Here is an 18602-nt window from a genome sequence, read left to right as displayed (position 1 = left end):
GGAATTATAAACGTTTATCCATTTGTTTCACCATTTTATCTTTCCAGGATGGAAAATCTCCGGCTAAGATATGTTTTCTAGCCTCTCTCACCAACCAAAGATAAAAGCTCAGGTTATGAATGCTTGCAATTTGTCTGCCAAGCATTTCATTAACGCTGAACAAATGCCTAACGTATGCCTTTGAATATTGTGAATCTACAAAACTTACTCCTTCTGGATCAATCGGAGAAAAATCATCCTCCCATTTTTTATTCTTGATATTAATAGTTCCGTGTGAAGTGAACAACATTCCGTTTCTACCATTTCTTGTTGGCATCACGCAATCGAACATATCTATTCCTAAAGCGATATTCTCAAGAATGTTGATTGGAGTTCCTACACCCATTAGGTATCTAGGTTTATCTTCCGGAAGAATTTCAGTAACCACATCAGTCATCGCATACATTTCTTCCGCAGGTTCTCCTACTGAAAGTCCGCCGATAGCATTTCCCTCAGCTCCTGCATTTGCAATATATTCTGCTGATTGTTTTCTGAGATCCTTATATGTACTTCCCTGAACAATAGGGAAAAGTGTTTGCTTATAATTATAGATCTCAGGCGTTTTTTCCAAATGATTGATACATCGGTCTAACCAGCGATGCGTCATATGCATAGATCTTTTTGCATAGTTATAATCACATGGATATGGTGTACATTCATCAAAAGCCATGATAATATCAGCGCCAATTGCCCGCTGAATTTCCATAACGTTTTCCGGAGTGAAGGTATGATATGAGCCATCAATATGAGACTTGAACTTTACACCTTCCTCTTTGATCTTTCTTCTGGCAGAAAGCGAGTAAACCTGGTAACCACCACTATCGGTAAGAATATTTCTATCCCAATTCATGAATTTATGAAGTCCGCCAGCCTTCTTCAGAATTTCGGTTTGAGGTCTTAAATAAAGATGGTAGGTATTTCCTAAAATTATATCGGGATTGATATCTTCCTTCAATTCTCTCTGGTGCACTCCTTTCACGGAAGCCACCGTGCCAACCGGCATAAAAATAGGAGTTTCAATGACCCCGTGATCTGTAGTTATTTTTCCTGCACGTGCTCTACTACCGGGATCGGTAGTTAAAAGTTCAAAATCCATAGTTCAATTTAATCGCTGCAAAGATACTCAAGTAAATATCAATTGGAAGCAGATTTAAAACTTAAGGCTGTTAGTATTTTCAATAAAAAGTTAATAACTGCGAGCTTGTTGCTTTGTCAAAGCTTTTTAAAAAGTTATTTTTGCGGCAATAAAACAACACAATTTAAAATGCCAGACATCAACGAATTACAAGATTTTGCTACCCAGGTTCGCCGGGACATTCTAAGGCAGGTTCATAAGGTAAATTCCGGTCACCCGGGAGGATCTTTAGGCTGTACTGAATTTTTCACTGCGCTGTATCAGGAAGTTATGGATTACAACACCAACTTTGATATGGACGGAAAAGGGGAAGATCTATTCTTCCTTTCTAACGGACATATCTCTCCTGTATATTATAGTGTACTTGCGCGTAGCGGATACTTTGCGGTAGATGAATTAAATACTTTCAGATTAATTGATTCCCGTCTTCAGGGACACCCAACAACTCATGAAGGTCTTCCGGGAATTAGAATTGCTTCCGGTTCTCTTGGCCAGGGAATGAGTGTTGCACTTGGTGCAGCTCAAACCAAAAAGCTAAACAATGATGATCATATTGTTTATTCACTTCATGGTGATGGTGAACTGCAGGAAGGTCAGAATTGGGAAGCAATCATGTATGCTGCCGGAAATAAAATTGACAACATCATCTCTACTGTAGACCTTAACGGGCAGCAAATTGATGGTAGCACTGAAAATGTTCTTCCTCTTGGAAACCTTAGAGCGAAATTCGAAGCTTTTGGCTGGGATGTACTGGAAATTGAAGATGGAAATAACATTCAACAGGTTATTGATGGTCTTAAAGAAGCAAAAACCAGAACTGGTAAAGGTAAACCGGTTTGTATATTAATGAATACGGTAATGGGTCATGGTGTGGACTTCATGATGCACACGCATGCGTGGCACGGGAAGGCTCCTAACGATGAGCAACTGGAAACCGGACTTGCCCAAAATCCTGAAACTCTTGGAGATTATTAATCCAAAGAATAATTCATTAATATCAAAATTGTAAAGACCATGAAAGAATATAAAAATACAGGAAGTAAAGATACACGTTCAGGTTTTGGTGCAGGTTTAACCGAACTGGGAAAAACCAATGAGAATGTAGTTGCACTATGTGCCGACCTTACAGGATCACTAAAAATGGACGATTTTAAAGCCAATCATCCCGAGCGTTTTTTCCAGGTTGGAATTGCCGAAGCAAACATGATCGGGATGGCAGCCGGGATGACCATTGGAGGGAAAATTCCGTTTACAGGAACATTTGCTAACTTTTCTACTGGAAGGGTTTACGACCAGATTCGTCAGAGTGTAGCTTATTCAGGAAAAAATGTTAAGATCTGTGCTTCTCACGCCGGAGTTACTTTAGGTGAAGATGGAGCAACTCACCAGATCCTTGAAGATCTTGGATTGATGAAGATGCTACCAGGAATGACGGTTATCAATACTTGTGATTATAACCAAACAAAGGCGGCTACTCTTGCGATCGCTGAACATGATGGACCGGTTTATCTTAGATTCGGAAGACCAAAAGTTGCCAATTTCACTCCAGAAGATCAGAAATTTGAAATTGGTAAGGCCGTTAAGCTTTACGAAGGAACCGATGTCACGATCATCGCTACCGGGCATTTAGTTTGGGAGGCCATCCAGGCTGCAGTTGAACTGAATGAAAAAGGAATTAGTGCTGAAGTGATCGATATTCATACAATAAAGCCGTTAGATGAGAAAGCGATCATAGAATCTGCAAAGAAGACTGGTTGCGTGGTAACCGCGGAAGAACATAACTTCCTTGGTGGTTTAGGAGAAAGTGTTGCCAGAACTTTAGCTGAGAATCATCCAACTCCTCAGGAATTTATCGCTACTAAAGATACTTTTGGTGAAAGTGGAACTCCTGCTCAACTGATGGAAAAATACGGATTGAATGCCGCTGCCATTGTAAAAGCAAGTGAAAAAGTTATAAAGAGAAAATAAGTTTCTCAGAATCAATTAATAAAGGCCTTTCAGCTTATAAACTGAAAGGCTTTTTTTATTCTTTGGAAATAAACAATCGTTAAACAGCGTTATATTAGCTGAACATAAAAAATAAATGAACATGAAAAAGTTATTAATCCTTGCACTTATTTTGACGAGTGTTGGTGCTAGCGCGCAAAGTGCAAGTTTTGGAATTAAGGGAGGACTTAATTATGGTGCAACAGGTGAATATGAATCTTTTAGCCAGGTATCAGGTGATTTTGTTTCTTCTTTTGAAGATGGTGAAGATAAAACAGGTTTCCATGCCGGAATGTTTGCACAATTTGAACTTTTAGGAATATTTATTCAGCCTGAATTGATGTATACTGAACTAAATACCGAATATCGTACTTTCGATTACAAACTTAGTAAAATCGATGCACCGGTATTATTAGGACTAAACGTACTAGGGCCGCTAAATATAAAAGCGGGACCATCATTTCAGTATATTTTAGATAATAAAATTGAAGGTTCAGATCTTGAAATTGAAAAGGTTGAAAAAGATATTACGGTAGGATATCAATTAGGATTGGGTTTTGATATTGGAAGATTAGGTTTTGATCTAAGACATGAAGGTTCTTTCCAGGATAATTTCGCTAAAGGTGGAGATATTGCTTCTGACTCGGGATTTCAAATCGATTCAAGACCATCGCAATGGATACTTAGTGTTTCTTACGCACTTTAAGAACGGAAATAATATAGAAAAGAAAAACCCGGAAATTCCGGGTTTTTTTATGTTTAGTTGGCAACCTGACTAATAAACTTTATCCGGTATAACCTGAGTTCTTCATCATCATAATCACCATCAAATTCTTCCATGGCTTCATTGATCTTGTCTGTTTCAGCTTCCAGGAAATAATCATGAATCTCTTCCTGCTGATCTTCATCAAGAATATCATCAAGCCAGTAATCAATATTCAGCTTTGTTCCACTATATACAATAGCCTCCATTTCTTTAATGAATTCAGGCATGGTCATTCCCTTTGCAGAAGCAATATCTGTTAATGGCAATTTACGGTCTACATTCTGAATAATATATAATTTCAAGGAACTGTTTGCTCCTGTAGATTTCACCACAAAATCATCAGGTCTTACAATGTCATTATCTTCAACATATCTTTCGATCAGCTCCACAAATTCTTTCCCGTACTTTTTTGCCTTTCCTTCTCCTACACCATGAATATTACTTAATTCTTCAACCGTTACTGGATATTTCAAGGCCATATCTTCTAAAGAAGGGTCCTGGAATATAACGAAGGGAGGAAGATCTTTTTTATGAGCAACTTTCTTTCTTAACTCCTTAAGCATCTTAACAAGCTGGGCATCAACGGAAGCTCCTCCTTTTTCAGCTTTGTTAACTGCTTCTTCAGTTGCCGCATTATAAATATGATCCTCGGTCATCATGAATGAAACAGGATCTTTAATGTAATCCCTTCCTTTCTGAGTAAGTTTTACTACTCCATAAGTTTCGATATCCTTTTTCAGAAATCCTGCTACTAAAGCCTGACGAGTTAGTGCCATCCAGTAATTTGAATCCTGGTGTTCGCCTTTTCCGAATAAAGGATGTTCGTCTGTCTTATGAGAGAGGATTATTGCATTCGATTTACCGATAAGCGTTTTTACAACTTCTTTAGACTTGTAAAGCTCGTTGGTTTCCTTAACTGTTTTCAGTAAAAGTTCAAGATCGTCTTTAGCTTCATGTTGTTTCTTAGGATTACGAACGTTATCATCCATACTAGCGCCATCCCCAGTTTCTGAATCAAATTCTTCACCGAAATAATGCAGGATGAATTTTCTCCTGGATACTGAAGTTTCAGCATACGCAACGACTTCCTGAAGTAAAGCATGACCAATTTCCTGTTCAGCGACAGGTTTACCGCTCATGAACTTCTCTAGTTTTTCAATATCCTTATAAGAATAAAATGCTAAACAATGCCCCTCACCACCATCTCTACCGGCACGACCAGTTTCCTGATAGTAGCTTTCGATACTTTTTGGAATGTCATGATGAATCACAAAGCGAACATCGGGTTTATCGATTCCCATACCGAACGCAATAGTGGCAACTACCACATCTATATCTTCCATCAGGAACATATCCTGGTGTTTAGACCTGGTCTTTGCATCCAGACCGGCATGATAAGGCACCGCTTTAATCCCGTTTACCTGAAGAGTTTGTGCAAGCTCTTCAACTTTTTTCCTGCTAAGGCAGTATATAATACCAGATTTCCCATCATTTTGCTTTACAAAACGAGTGATATCTGCTTCAATATTCTTTGTTTTCGGGCGTACTTCGTAATAAAGATTAGGCCTGTTAAAACTAGCTTTAAATGTATTGGCCCCGGTAATTCCAAGATTCTTCAGAATATCCTCCTGAACCTTTGGAGTAGCAGTAGCCGTAAGCCCTATAACAGGAATATTATCACCAATTCTTTTTAAAATATGTCGAAGATTACGGTATTCAGGACGAAAATCGTGACCCCACTCACTTATACAGTGAGCCTCATCAACCGCGAGAAAAGAGATCGTCTGACCTTTTAGAAAGTCGACATAATCTTCTTTTGTAAGGGATTCGGGTGCCACATAAAGAAGTTTACAGATACCATTTCTGATATCAGACTTTACCTGACTAACTTCAGTTTTATTTAAAGAGGAGTTCAGTACATGAGCTACGCCATGCTCAGAGGAGATACTACGTATGGCATCCACCTGATTCTTCATTAAAGCTATAAGGGGCGATACTACAATTGCAGTACCGTCGGTTATAAGCGCAGGGAGCTGGTAACATAGTGATTTACCTCCGCCAGTTGGCATTACCACAAACGTGTCATTCCCTTTCACGATGCTAGTAATAACTTCTTCCTGAAGCCCCTTAAACTGACTAAATCCAAAGTACCTCTTCAGTTCTTTGTGTAAATCAATTTCGGTCAAACCCATTCAATTGTGTTACAATTTTACATACATTTGCATTACTAAATATACATATTTCTTTAGTACCTGCAATTCTTAATTTAATCAAATTTGAAACTTAGCGATCAAATCATTTCCTCTGCAAAAGAAACCATTTCCAACGAAGCAGAAGCAATTGCCAACCTTGAAAATTTCATCGACGAAGAGTTCACCAAAGCGGTAGAAATCATCTATCGTTCAGAAGGTCGTGTGGTTGTTACCGGAATTGGAAAAAGTGCCATTATTGCGAATAAAATCGTAGCCACTTTAAACTCTACCGGAACACCTTCTATCTTTATGCATGCAGCTGATGCAATTCACGGTGATCTTGGTATTGTACAGGAAAATGATATTGTAATCTGCATTTCTAAGAGTGGTAATAGTCCTGAAATTCAGGTTCTGGTGCCGTTAATTAAAAATTTCAACAATACTTTGATCGCCTTAACTGGTAATACTGAATCATTCTTGGGAAAAGAAGCCGACTATGTTCTGAATTCATTTATTGAAAAAGAAGCATGCCCGAACAACCTCGCTCCTACTACAAGTACTACCGCACAAATGGTTATTGGAGATGCGCTTGCTGTATGTCTACTAAATCTTAAAGGTTTCAGCAGCAAAGATTTTGCAAAATATCATCCTGGAGGATCCTTAGGAAAAAAGCTTTATTTACGAGTGAGCGATATTACATCTCAGAATATGATCCCGCAGGTTTCACCCGATACTGATGTGGCAAATGCCATCATTGAAATTTCAGAAAAAATGCTGGGAGTAACGGCAGTTTTGGAAAATGACAAAATCATAGGTATTATTACAGACGGAGATATAAGAAGAATGCTTAAAGATCATCAGGAAATTAAAGGTCTTAAAGCGAAAGATATCATGAGTAGAAACCCAAAGACTATAGAACAAGACACACTTGCTGTTGAAGCTTTGGATGTATTGGAAAAAAATCAAATATCACAACTACTGGCGGTGGAGAATGGTAAATATGCAGGAGTGGTACATTTACATAATTTAATTAGAGAAGGAATTTTATAATGGATAGAATAGCCCCCCAGGAAGAACCGGAAAATGAAATGTCTTTTTTAGACCATCTTGAAGAACTAAGATGGCACTTAATAAGATCTGTCCTTGCAGTTGTAATTGCCGGAGGAATTGCATTTTTATTAAAAGGCTTCATATTTGACATCCTTCTTTTCGGCCCTTCAAAAGGTGATTTTTTCTCTTATAATATGCTCTGTCGTATGTCTACTTTTATAGGGATAGACGGAGGTTTTTGTTTTGAAGAACTACCTTTTAAGATTCAAAGTAGAACCATGGGCGGACAATTTTCTGCACACGTGTGGACTTCAATAACGGCCGGTTTTATAATTGCATTCCCTTACGTTATTTATGAGTTCTGGAAGTTTGTTGCTCCAGCCATGCATAGCAATGAAAGGAAACATGCCAAAGGTTTTATATTTGTAACCTCCTTTTTATTTTTCCTGGGAGTGTTATTTGGATATTACGTAGTTACGCCGCTATCTATTAATTTCCTAGGTAAATATCAGGTAAGTGATATCGTATTAAATGAATTTGACTTAAGCAGCTATATAAGTTTGGTTAGAGCTTCGGTTCTGGCAAGTGGACTGATCTTTGAATTACCAATCGTTATTTACTTTTTAACGAAGGTTGGTGTGGTAACACCCCAGTTTTTAAAGACCTACAGAAAGTATGCGCTGGTAATTGTATTGGTTCTATCGGCTGTGATTACTCCGCCAGATATAGTTAGTCAGATTATTGTTGCTATCCCAGTTTTGATCTTGTATGAAGTAAGTATTGTTATTTCCAAGTTCATGTATAAAAAAGAAGAAGAAAAAATAAAAAATTAAGCTATGATCGATAAGGTTGACGAATTTAATTCGTACCGAGCCAAAATGAATGATAAGATCTTATCTGAGAACAATAAAGTTCTAAAACGGATCTTTAATTTAGATACTAATGCCTTTAGTGAAGGCGCATTAGATAAAAAAACGAAAGAGTTACTAGGTCTTGTGGCCTCTACGGTTTTAAGATGTGATGACTGCGTAAAATACCACTTAGAATCTAGTCATAAAGAGGGAATCACCCGTGAAGAGATCATGGAAACCTTAAGTATTGGGACTCTTATTGGAGGTACGATCGTTATACCTCACTTGAGAAGAGCATTTGAATATTGGGAAGCATTAGAGGAAAGCAACCAATAAATTCGGTATAATTTCTGCTGAACCAGAAATACAAAAATAGATTATGAAATTACGTGCTGAAAAACTTATAAAAACATACAAAGGCAGAGATGTTGTTAAAGGCATTTCAGTAGAAGTAAATCAAGGAGAGATCGTGGGATTGCTAGGGCCAAATGGAGCTGGTAAAACCACGTCTTTCTATATGATCGTAGGTTTAATAAAACCTAACAGCGGTGATATTATTCTTGATAAACAGAATATCACCAAATTCCCAATGTATAAGAGAGCCCAATACGGAATTGGATATCTAGCGCAGGAGGCTTCTGTTTTCAGAAAATTAAGTATTGAGGATAATATCATGAGCGTTCTCGAGCTTACAGATCTTTCTAAAAAAGAAAGAGTAATGAAAATGGAATCCCTCATCGAAGAATTTGGTTTGGGTCATATTCGAAAAAACCGTGGAGATCTACTTAGTGGTGGAGAACGACGAAGAACGGAGATTGCCAGAGCTTTGGCTACAGATCCCAATTTTATTCTTTTAGACGAACCTTTTGCCGGTGTTGACCCAGTGGCTGTGGAAGATATACAACGAATTGTAGCGCAATTAAAAGATAAAAACATCGGAATCCTTATCACCGATCACAACGTACAGGAAACACTTGCTATTACTGATAGAACTTACCTTATGTTTGAAGGTAGTATTTTAAAGCACGGAATCCCTGAAGAGCTAGCCGAAGATGAAATGGTTAGAAAAGTGTATTTGGGTCAGAACTTTGAGCTAAGAAAGAAAAAGCTTTTTAGTTAAACCGCTTCACTCCGATTCGAAATTACAGATAGTAGTACGTATAATAGCAATATCACTGGTATTGCGATAAATTTTAGAAAGATTATCAATACGATACAGCTGATAATAAAGAAATAACGAAGCTTATTTTCTTTGAATCCCCAGTCTGAAAATTTCAATGCGAATAAAGGCAATTCCGCATTCAGCAAATAGCAGCTAACTAACGTAAGCCCTACGAGAAACCATTCATTCAATAAAAGTTCGGAAATAAAAGGACCTGGCTGATATGTTAGAATTAATGGCAAGCTAAGAATCAGCAAAGCATTTGCCGGTGTAGGTAAACCAATAAAAGAATCGGTCTGACGTTCGTCCACATTGAATTTTGCCAATCTATAAGCTGATGCCAGAATTATTAAAATTCCTATGAGAGCAAAAGGTTTTAACTGAATATCGAATACAGAAGAATTCCAATCTGAACCTAAACCTCCACTCGCTGGAAGTGCCTTCGTAAGTAATTGATACATCACTATACCAGGAACAACTCCGCTGGTTACAACATCTGCCAGAGAGTCTAATTGAAGGCCGACTTCACTTTTAACATCCAGAACTCGTGCTGCCAGTCCATCAAAAAAATCGAAAAATATTCCGGCGGCTACAAAAATTGCAGCTAATACTAGATTTCCCTTTACCGCAAAAATCACGGCAACACTTCCACTGAATAGATTCAGAAGAGTAATTAAATTAGGGATATGTCGTTTAATTCCCATTGATTGGTTTTAGTTAGAGAACACTAAACTACTATTTTGTATTCAAAATCATCCAAAAATAATGTTATTGTAAGCCTTTATACATACTGAAATTGTATTCCTGGCTGAGTTAACAGTTAAGTTTCCTATTTTTGAACAGACTTAATTTTAATGAAGAACTTTATTTACGCTACTTTAAGTGGATTATTATTAGGCATCTCTTGGCCTACTTACGGCTTCCCGATATTTATCTTTTTCGCTTTCATACCATTACTGCTCGCCGAATTTCGAATAAGGAATTATTCAAAGAGCTGGATGAAATTGAAAGTTTTCGGACATGCATATTTAAGTTTCTTTATATGGAATCTCATTACCACTTATTGGGTTTCGTATTCTACACTCTTTGGAGGAGTATTTGCTGTGTTAGCCAATTCCCTCCTGATGTCGATCGTATTTTTATTATATCATATTGTTGCTAAACGGACAGGTTTTAGCGCGGCTTCTGCATTTTTAGTTAGCATCTGGATGGTATTTGAAAAAATTCACCTTAACTGGGATTTCTCCTGGCCCTGGTTAAACCTGGGGAATGTTTTTTCTGAATATATAAGCTGGGTTCAATGGTATGAATTTACGGGTACCTTCGGTGGAACATTATGGATTTGGTTAGCGAACATTGCGTTTTTTAAAGGCATACTTCAGTATCTACAATTCAAGGAAAAAGGAATTATTTACAGAACCATTTTAAAAACCAGTTTGCTAATTATTCTTCCTATTGGTCTATCTCTGGGACTTTATTATACATACGAAGAACCTGAAAAAAACCTGGAAGTACTGATCCTTCAGCCAAATATCAATCCGTATACAGAGAAATACAATACCAATGATACAAAGATCGGCAAGCTTTTATTAGGGCTTAGTAGAGAAGCGATTTCAGATTCAACCGATTTGATAATTGCTCCGGAAACTGTATTTGCTGATGGCACGAGGCTTTCTAATTTTGAAAATTCAGAAGCAGTTTATTTTTCCAGGCAAATTAGTCGGTTAAAGCCTGAAGTAAGCTTTCTTGGTGGCGTAAGTATGTTTGAAAGATTTAATGATCCAGATAAAGTTAGGAAACAAACGAATCAAATCGGGCCCATGGATTGGTATGATGATTATAATTCAGCCTTTCTTGCTAATTCTCGGTCTGACAGCACGCAACTTTATCATAAATCTAAGCTAGTAGTGGGAGTTGAAAATTTCCCTTATCAAAATATCCTTAAACCGATTTTAGGTGATGTCATGATAGATCTTGGTGGAACAGTTGCCATGAAAACCACTCAGGAAGATCGTGAAGTTTTTAATTTGAAAGATAGTGTGAACACTGCACCAATTATTTGTTATGAATCGGTTTACGGAGATTATGTAACGGGTTATATAGAAAACGGGGCAAATTTTTTAAGCATTATTACAAATGATGCCTGGTGGGGAGACACGCAGGGACATAAACAACATCTTAGTTATGCAAAGTTGAGAGCTGTTGAAAATCGCAGGTATGTAGCAAGAAGTGCAAACACTGGCATTTCAGCGATTATTAATGCTCGTGGCGATATTGTTAAAGAATTAAGATATAATGAAAGAGGAGTTATTTCAGGAAAAATTGGAATAAATACTGAAAAAACCTTCTATGTTAGATATGGCGATTTCTTACCAAGAATAGCACAATTTCTAGCACTATTTATCTTCCTTTTCTCAGTCGTGAAATATAGAAAAAACAGACCCTGATTTATAGTTGAACACATCACTGCCCTCTAAAAAAGATAACTGTGCTCAAGGTTTTCAAAAGAATACTAAGATCAAGAAAAATTCCGCGGTGTTTAATATAATAAAGATCGTACTGTAATTTTTCCAGGCTGTCGTCGTAACAATCACCATAATTGGCCATAACTTGAGCCCAGCCAGTTAAACCAGGTTTTATAATATGTCTGGTTTCGTAAAACGGAATTAAACTAGACAAATCCTTAACAAAAATAGGCCTTTCAGGTCTTGGCCCTATAAGACTCATTTCACCCTTCAATACATTATAAAATTGAGGAATCTCATCTATCCTAGCTCTACGCAAAAATCTGCCAAATTTAGTGATCCTATAATCATTCTTCTGAGCATATTGAGGTCCAGCAGCTTCAGCATCTTTATTCATTGTTCTCAACTTCACAATCTTGAATACTTTCCCATTTTTTCCTACCCTTTCCTGTTGATAAAATAATTTACCACGATTGGCTATAAGATTTCCAATAAGAATAAACGGACTAATTAAAACTCCAAAAATGATCCCGATAACTGAAACCAAAACATCGAAAACTCTGAAAATAAGAATATAAAATTTATTCTGATTACTTCGACTAAAAGGGAAATACTTATAGAAATCTTTATCTACATTCTGAACAGGGATTCTTCTTGTTACCTCTTCATAGACCTGTGTATAATCTCTTATAGGAAAACCCTTTTTTAGCAACTCACTTAGTTGATGATACAAAGTAAACATTAAACCTTTTTGGTAAGCACTGGCAACTACAATTTCATTAATATGATTTTGCTTGATCGCTTGCTGTAACTCATCAACTTCAAATTGAATTAGATCATCACGGTCCAGTTCCGTTTTAATTTTCAAATCTGTATTGATATAACCAACCACAAAATAATTTGGATCTGACTTTTGTAAAGACTCAGCGATCAGTTTTATATCAAAGGAATCCCCTACTACTAACACACGTTTATAAAATCTTGGAGATGAAATCAAGCTTATGTATAAAAAACGCCATATTAATAAAGACACGGCAACTGAAAGAAAGAAAAAGAGAATTTGTAGACGATTTTCCGGTAAACTTGGTGTTAGAAAAGGTGTTAGCATGTAAAATAACACCGTTAAACTGGTTGTTAAAAGGACATTCTTCAGGACACTATCAAACTGATCTGCTTTCTGAAGATCATATAGCTCAAAAATATTACCGAAAAGATTTAGGTAAATTATAAATACAATGGTCCAGCTCCAATTATCAGCATTTATACGGAAATAATCAAATTTAAAGATGATTCCAACCACCGATAAAGTGAGAAGAACAGCAATAATGTCAAAAATCCTCAAAAGGATTTTGCGTTCAGAAATCTCGAAATGAAAAAGGGGTTTCTGAGACATTATAGTAGGTTTTCTGTCGGGTTAAATATATAGAATTTTTAGCGTAGCAATTCCATCCAGAGAGCTTTAACCTTTTTCCAGTCAAATTTCTCTACATATTTACGACCATTATAGCTTAAATTTTCAGCCAATCGTCTGTCCTCAATTAATCTTTCGATCCCAGAAGCCATAGCCAAAATATTAGCCGGCTCTACCAGAATTCCGGTTATATTATTTTTAATAAGATAAGGTAAGCCACCAACATTTGTAGAAACCACGGGAAGCCCCAGGGCCAGGGCTTCCATGACGGTAACAGGCGTATTGTCTATATTGGTTGTATTTACAAAAATATCATATTCCTTAGATAATTTTATCCAGTCCTTCTTATCTAGTTTTCCCGTAAAGCTTACCGGCAATCCCTTTTCTTGTGCCAGTTTCTTAGCGGCTTTCAGGCTTCCATCTTTTTCCGGCCCCACCATACATAGTTCTGCCTCTGGATAATTTTTTAGCACTCTCTCTAATACCAGGATTGCCATTTTAGGATTATAGATTTCGGCGAAAGCCCGTACCCAAAGAAGTTTGGGAGTTGGACTTAATCTTTTTAGAAATGGATACTTATTTATATCAATATTATTAGGAATATATTCCAAATTCGGGATGCCATGGGTATGAAACTGTTCATACAAGAATTTAGAAGGAATGATATTTTTATAACTATTTGAGAAAAGGAATTTTGATGTGTTCTTATTATTTCTTAATCGATAACTTAAATTTCCTCCCCTTAGGATAGTTACATAATTTAATCTTAATAGAAAGCATAAAAATCCAGACCAGACCGCTATCCAAAAATTTAAAGTACTATAAGTATCAATTAGCACAAATTTAGATGAAGGCGCATGTTTTAAAATATGACTTGTAATATCCAGGAATCGTAAAACCTTATTTTTCTTTGCTGAAAAAACTAATACATCTAATCCCTCTATTCTAAATAACTCTGGCAATATATCTGCAGAAGTTGGTGACTGTCCGTGCTTTTCAAGCTTATTTCCTATATAGAGAATTTTTTCCATTAGTTAAGAACTCCATTCCATTTTTCCTTCACTATATCCCAGTCAAATTTTTCAACTTTATTTCTGGCATTTAAACATATTTTTTCACCCCTCTCAGGATTTTCAATGATTTCGATTAACTCCTCAGCCATCATTTTATCATCCTCTTCCCGAACCAGAATCCCGTCCTGGCCATCTTCTATAAGAACAGGCATGCCTCCAACATCGGTACTAACTATAGCCAGCCCCAGACTCATCGCTTCTATGACACTTATAGGCGTATTATCAACAGTAGTAGTATTGATAAAAAAATCATAATTCCTGGATAGTTCTGCCCAGTGCTTTTTTCTTAGCTTACCAGTAAAACGCACATCCAGATCATATTTTTTTGCAAACTTTTTGCAACTAGCCATACTACCGTCCTTCTCCGGCCCAACCATACATAAACTGGCAGAAGGATATTTTTCCTTTAGCAAACGTAAGACCTTAATTGCCATAAAAGGATTATACCTTTTTTGAAAACGCCTTACCCATAGGAGCTTTGGGCGAAACTCCTTCCTAAGTTTAAAGGGATAGTTCTCAGATTTAATGGCGTTAGGTATGATCTGGGTATTTTTAAAACCATGATCCTGAAAAATGTCATGAAGAAATTTCGAGGGAGCAATATTTACCTTTGAATTCCCGAAAAGACTCTGACTCAGCTTTTTTGAATTTTCAAGCCTCTCTGGTAAATTTCCTCCATGCAGAATTGGTATATATTCAAGATTGAAAAGTTCGCAAGTCTTTCCGACTAGATAGGCATAATAAAAGTTCATTGCCCCGTAGGTATCGATTAAGACAATATCTGTGGTATCCTTATGCTTCGCTATAAGTCCCAGCATCTCTGCCAGACGCAAAGCCTTATTACTCCTCGTAGAGGCAGTTTTAACTTTATAACCCTCTTTCCTTAGCATCTTGCTAAAAAAGGAAATATAAGTAACCGTAAAACTATTGACCTGCAAGTCGTTTCCTATGTACAGGATTCTTTTTTTCATCTACTATATATAATAATGCAAGTCCATAAATAAATGCAGGTAAGGCGATGCGCATTGCAGAATGATTAATAGTCAAAAACCAGAAGGCCACAAACGCCAGAAAAAAATAATTATTCTGAAATTTAAACCAGAAAACTATGGGAACAAATATAAGAATACATAATGCAAATATTCCCAATAATCCATGCTCGGACAACAAACGGCTTATTTCATTATGGGAAGCAATTTCAATCCCCAAATTTTCCTCTCTATACTCATACCCTTTTCCAACCCCAATACCTATTACCGGATGCTTATAAAACGCATGTAATTCAGTTACGATCAACTCTACCCTTCCGGTAGTAATATCATCTTTTAATTGTCCGGCTGCATCCCTGTTAGTATAACGGTTTCCGATCAAACCAAATGTTTGAATAGAAGAGACCAGCCATATAATAATAAATGAAGATATTACGATAAAGATTTTCTTGTTAATATTTGCCTGCGACTTTAGGTCTTGTTTATAGTAGAAGAAAATAATAAATAGAACAACACATAATATTCCGGTAAAAACTCCTCCTCTTGAGAATGTAATTATAGCACGGTATCCTATTAAACCTAGTAATACTAAGTCTATAATATTGATCAGTTTATCTTTCACCGTGAATAATCGGGTTACTAAAAGAAAAGCTCCCAGACCAAAAACTGTAGAAATCTGGTTAGGGCCATATCCACCAGTAGCTGCATAATTTCCAGAAAGGCTTATAATACCTTCCCTAAGGCTGGGTGTATATAGAAATAGATAAAGCATCTGTGATAACAGGGGTAGCAATAGCATCACTATGACTTTTTCAAAATCTGTTTTTTTTATTTTCTTATAATAGCAGTATAGGGCTGAAATTCCAAGGCATACTGGACCGCTTAGATTAAATGCTACAGCCTTTCTGAAATTTGTATCGTAGCCAATAGTCATAGATCCTATTATGATTCCTGGCACAAGGATCAAAAGATATGTCCAGAAGGGCACAGCTTTAGAAGAAGTTCCTTTAAAAAATAGACCAATTAAAAGGAATAAAATAACCGCATACTTTCCCGTTTCATAAAAAATTAAAGCATCTGTCATCCGCCAGAACACCTCTGCCCCGGCTATATAGGCTGCAGCCATCAGAGCTTCATTATTTCTATTTTGATTTTGAATAACTATGAAAAGAAAATAACCAATAACGGCAAGGGAATAAAAAGTAGCTGCCGGCCTGAATAGGAATATCGCAAAAGCGATCGCTGCGTGCAGTAACAGCAAATTTATATAAGACTTTTTATTTAACGCTTTATTCAATTTATCAGGCTATTATAGAATTGAAGAAGGTCATTACGTATATGTTCAGGATTATATTCTTTTTCAATTTTAAACTTTAGATTATTTGCATCCCGAATCCTTTTTTCCTCGGCTAAATAATAATCTTGGATAGCCTCTACTAAAGCATCTGAATTATTAGGTAATACAAGTTTACCAAAATCCCCAACAACTTCCTCATTCTGCCCCACTTTAGTACAGATCACCGGTATTCCAGAAAGTGCATACTCGAGTATTACAAGTGGCAATCCTTCCGATCGGGAAGCTAAAATGCCTATTTGAGCTTTGGGCATTATCGAACTTATATCTTTCCGGGCTCCGTAATAAAAAATATGTTTTGTGGCTTTCGAGTTTTTTATCCTCTCTAAAACCTGGCTTGAATAGCTAGATTTTGGATTCTCACCAAAAAGATGAAGACTGATATTCGGATTATCAAGCTTCTCTAGGGCCTCTATTAAAACCAGATGATTTTTTTGAAGTCTTAAATTGGCTACACAGATTATTTTAAAACTCTTTTTCTCTCCCTTAAATTCAAAATTATTCTCATTCCCATATCTTGACTGAAAAACAACAAAATTCTTAAGTTGTTTTATATTATTACCTCCGAGATTTTTGTGAACCCATTTTTCAAGACTATGATTAACAACCAGAATTCCAGAAAAATATCTTGAAAAAACTTTTAATACCGGATTATGACGTTTATGAAGATTTTCGCTTTCCCCAAAATGATCATGCCAAACCAGCTTGACCTTGGGATGTATGAATTTCACTAAAGTTGCAAAAAAGAAAGAAGTACTATGCGCATGCACTATATCAATCTGATTTTTTCTAACAAAAGCACTTAAATGCTTTAATGCCTTAAGATCTAAACTGTGTCGTTTTCCTAAACATAGAAAGCCAACATTCGGTTTCAATCGCTCCTGCAGGACACCAGAAGTTCTGGTGCAACACAGATGTGAAGCCTCTATCTGACCTACCAGTAAATTAGCTATATTCACAGCCATATTTTCTGCCCCGCCAGGTCTAAGCGTATCAATTACCTGCAGTACTCTCATAGAAAACTCTTAATATCCTGATCAAATCCTTCCAAAGAAAATTCCTGCGCCCATAAAATAGATTGTCTGGACATTTCTTCAAGTATTTCTGGTCGATCTAGAAGATACTTCATTTTTTTGATTCCTAAATCAGTATTACTTTCTTCATTATCAACTAATAATCCTCTTTCTCCATCTCCTAACATCCAAGGCACACAACTTACTCTTGTTGATATAGAAATAGCTCCATACCACATTCCTTCAGCAAGCGCTTTAGGCCAACCTTCGCTCTTTGACAGTAGAATGATAAAATGAGCTTTCTTATATGCTTCTTGAAGTTCATCGAGAGTTTTCCGCCCCATGACTACTACGGTTTCAGATAAGTTATTCTTTAATATATACTCCTTTACACTTTCTTCCAATATTCCACCTCCATATATCTTCAAAGTACAATTGTAACCTAGCTTTTTGAGTTTCACAACAAAATCTATTGCCTTTAATACTCCTTTTCCTTTAACCAGATTACCAACGTAAATAAATCGGTAAGGAGCAGTGAATTCTTTCTCAATTTGTGTTTTCTCTTTTTCAGAAAAGCTAGCTGTATAAAAGGATTGAATATTCCTGCTTTCATTTTCCCATTTTCCATAAACAAGAACATTCATATTCTTGCTAAGATGTTCATTCTTCAATATCCATTTTTGTAAATTATAACTCCAGGGCTGTTTAGAATTCCGATCCCAGTTACCAGCATACTTAGCAGTTTTATTTTTTTGTGGAAAAAAGATCTGGGCTATACAGGCTATTAATCCAATATTTCCGGGACATCTGATATGCAAATGATCTGCACGTGACATAGCTGATAAGATCTTAAAAAAAACGACAGGTAAAAAAATAAGAGTTTGCAAAGCAGACAGGAAACTTAATAAACTCAGAACAGGTAATGCATTAAATTTAAGATCAGGATGAATATATCTTAAACTTTTATGAGGAGTTTGATTCTTAATTAAAGGAGCAAGCACCTCAACAATTTCAGCGTTATTAATCCACAAATTCATTTCTCTTATATACGGACTATATGCGTAGTAAGAATTATTATATTTAGTATGAATTACATGGGTAAAGATCGCAAACCGC

17 protein-coding genes are annotated in these 18602 nt (G+C 36.4%); 8 read left to right on the top strand and 9 right to left on the bottom strand.

All coding sequences use genetic code 11. The annotated features are described in order from the left end of the window. Positions 1 to 4: 4 nt before the first annotated feature. Positions 5 to 1135 (bottom strand): tRNA guanosine(34) transglycosylase Tgt, encoded by a 1131-nt coding sequence (gene tgt, locus RE431_RS03730; RefSeq protein ID WP_309560608.1) that lies wholly within the window; start codon positions 1133 to 1135, stop codon positions 5 to 7. A gap of 108 nt (positions 1136 to 1243) precedes the next feature. On the opposite strand from tgt, the gene RE431_RS03725 reads away from it, so the two are divergent. The 3 genes from RE431_RS03725 to RE431_RS03715 all read left to right on the top strand — a co-directional run bounded on the left by RE431_RS03725 (position 1244) and on the right by RE431_RS03715 (position 3866). Beyond that, a complete protein-coding gene (locus tag RE431_RS03725; RefSeq protein ID WP_309560635.1) occupies positions 1244 to 2149 on the top strand; it encodes a transketolase in 906 nt (301 codons plus the stop codon). Positions 2150 to 2188: 39 nt separating this feature from the next. Continuing rightward, positions 2189 to 3142 (top strand): transketolase family protein, encoded by a 954-nt coding sequence (locus tag RE431_RS03720; protein WP_309560607.1) that lies wholly within the window; start codon positions 2189 to 2191, stop codon positions 3140 to 3142. A 121-nt stretch (positions 3143 to 3263) separates the two neighbouring features. Further along, positions 3264 to 3866, top strand: coding sequence for an outer membrane beta-barrel protein (locus RE431_RS03715; protein WP_309560606.1), 603 nt, complete (start codon positions 3264 to 3266; stop codon positions 3864 to 3866). 53 nt (positions 3867 to 3919) lie between these two features. Here the strand turns inward: RE431_RS03715 and RE431_RS03710 are convergent, their stop codons facing one another. Next, on the bottom strand, positions 3920 to 6118 hold the full coding sequence (locus RE431_RS03710) for a RecQ family ATP-dependent DNA helicase (protein WP_309560605.1): 2199 nt from the start codon (positions 6116 to 6118) through the stop codon (positions 3920 to 3922). Between the two features lie 84 nt (positions 6119 to 6202). On the opposite strand from RE431_RS03710, the gene RE431_RS03705 reads away from it, so the two are divergent. Genes RE431_RS03705 through lptB form a run of 4 tightly spaced genes read left to right on the top strand, consistent with a single transcriptional unit; the run spans position 6203 to position 9139 of the window. Further along, positions 6203 to 7168, top strand: a complete 966-nt coding sequence (locus RE431_RS03705; protein WP_309560604.1) for a KpsF/GutQ family sugar-phosphate isomerase — start codon at positions 6203 to 6205, stop codon at positions 7166 to 7168. Beyond that, positions 7168 to 8001 carry a twin-arginine translocase subunit TatC gene (gene tatC, locus RE431_RS03700; RefSeq protein WP_309560603.1) on the top strand — a complete coding sequence of 278 codons (834 nt, stop codon included), beginning with the start codon at positions 7168 to 7170 and terminating at the stop codon, positions 7999 to 8001. Before RE431_RS03705 ends, tatC begins: the two co-directional genes overlap by 1 nt. 3 nt (positions 8002 to 8004) lie before the next feature. Continuing rightward, entirely contained in the window at positions 8005 to 8355 is a 351-nt protein-coding gene (locus tag RE431_RS03695) for a carboxymuconolactone decarboxylase family protein (RefSeq protein ID WP_309560602.1), read from the top strand. Between the two features lie 43 nt (positions 8356 to 8398). Continuing rightward, positions 8399 to 9139 carry an LPS export ABC transporter ATP-binding protein gene (gene lptB / locus RE431_RS03690; RefSeq protein ID WP_309560601.1) on the top strand — a complete coding sequence of 247 codons (741 nt, stop codon included), beginning with the start codon at positions 8399 to 8401 and terminating at the stop codon, positions 9137 to 9139. On the opposite strand, the gene RE431_RS03685 is transcribed toward lptB, so the two are convergent. Beyond that, positions 9136 to 9885: a CDP-alcohol phosphatidyltransferase family protein gene (locus RE431_RS03685; RefSeq protein WP_309560600.1), complete on the bottom strand. Its 750-nt coding sequence runs from the start codon at positions 9883 to 9885 to the stop codon at positions 9136 to 9138. The two genes, lptB and RE431_RS03685, sit on opposite strands and share 4 nt — an antisense overlap. A 150-nt stretch (positions 9886 to 10035) precedes the next feature. On the opposite strand from RE431_RS03685, the gene lnt reads away from it, so the two are divergent. Then, positions 10036 to 11628 (top strand): apolipoprotein N-acyltransferase, encoded by a 1593-nt coding sequence (gene lnt / locus RE431_RS03680; RefSeq protein WP_309560599.1) that lies wholly within the window; start codon positions 10036 to 10038, stop codon positions 11626 to 11628. 16 nt (positions 11629 to 11644) lie between these two features. Here the strand turns inward: lnt and RE431_RS03675 are convergent, their stop codons facing one another. Genes RE431_RS03675 through RE431_RS03650 form a run of 6 tightly spaced genes read right to left on the bottom strand, consistent with a single transcriptional unit; the run spans position 11645 to position 18523 of the window. Next, positions 11645 to 13039: a sugar transferase gene (locus tag RE431_RS03675; RefSeq protein ID WP_309560598.1), complete on the bottom strand. Its 1395-nt coding sequence runs from the start codon at positions 13037 to 13039 to the stop codon at positions 11645 to 11647. 38 nt (positions 13040 to 13077) lie between these two features. After that, positions 13078 to 14088, bottom strand: coding sequence for a glycosyltransferase family 4 protein (locus RE431_RS03670; RefSeq protein WP_309560597.1), 1011 nt, complete (start codon positions 14086 to 14088; stop codon positions 13078 to 13080). Continuing rightward, positions 14088 to 15101 (bottom strand): glycosyltransferase family 4 protein, encoded by a 1014-nt coding sequence (locus RE431_RS03665; protein WP_309560596.1) that lies wholly within the window; start codon positions 15099 to 15101, stop codon positions 14088 to 14090. Before RE431_RS03665 ends, RE431_RS03670 begins: the two co-directional genes overlap by 1 nt. Next, positions 15055 to 16380 (bottom strand): O-antigen ligase family protein, encoded by a 1326-nt coding sequence (locus RE431_RS03660; RefSeq protein ID WP_309560595.1) that lies wholly within the window; start codon positions 16378 to 16380, stop codon positions 15055 to 15057. Before RE431_RS03660 ends, RE431_RS03665 begins: the two co-directional genes overlap by 47 nt. 32 nt (positions 16381 to 16412) lie before the next feature. Beyond that, positions 16413 to 17489: a glycosyltransferase gene (locus tag RE431_RS03655; protein WP_309560594.1), complete on the bottom strand. Its 1077-nt coding sequence runs from the start codon at positions 17487 to 17489 to the stop codon at positions 16413 to 16415. Then, positions 17486 to 18523, bottom strand: a complete 1038-nt coding sequence (locus tag RE431_RS03650) for a glycosyltransferase family 4 protein (protein ID WP_309560593.1) — start codon at positions 18521 to 18523, stop codon at positions 17486 to 17488. Before RE431_RS03650 ends, RE431_RS03655 begins: the two co-directional genes overlap by 4 nt. Between the last annotated feature and the right edge of the window lie 79 nt (positions 18524 to 18602).

Source organism: Christiangramia sediminicola (assembly GCF_031344135.1).
In the GTDB taxonomy this organism is placed as follows: domain Bacteria; phylum Bacteroidota; class Bacteroidia; order Flavobacteriales; family Flavobacteriaceae; genus Christiangramia; species Christiangramia sediminicola.
Note: the sequence above shows the minus strand (reverse complement) of the source record. Positions and strands in the feature narration are given on the sequence as shown.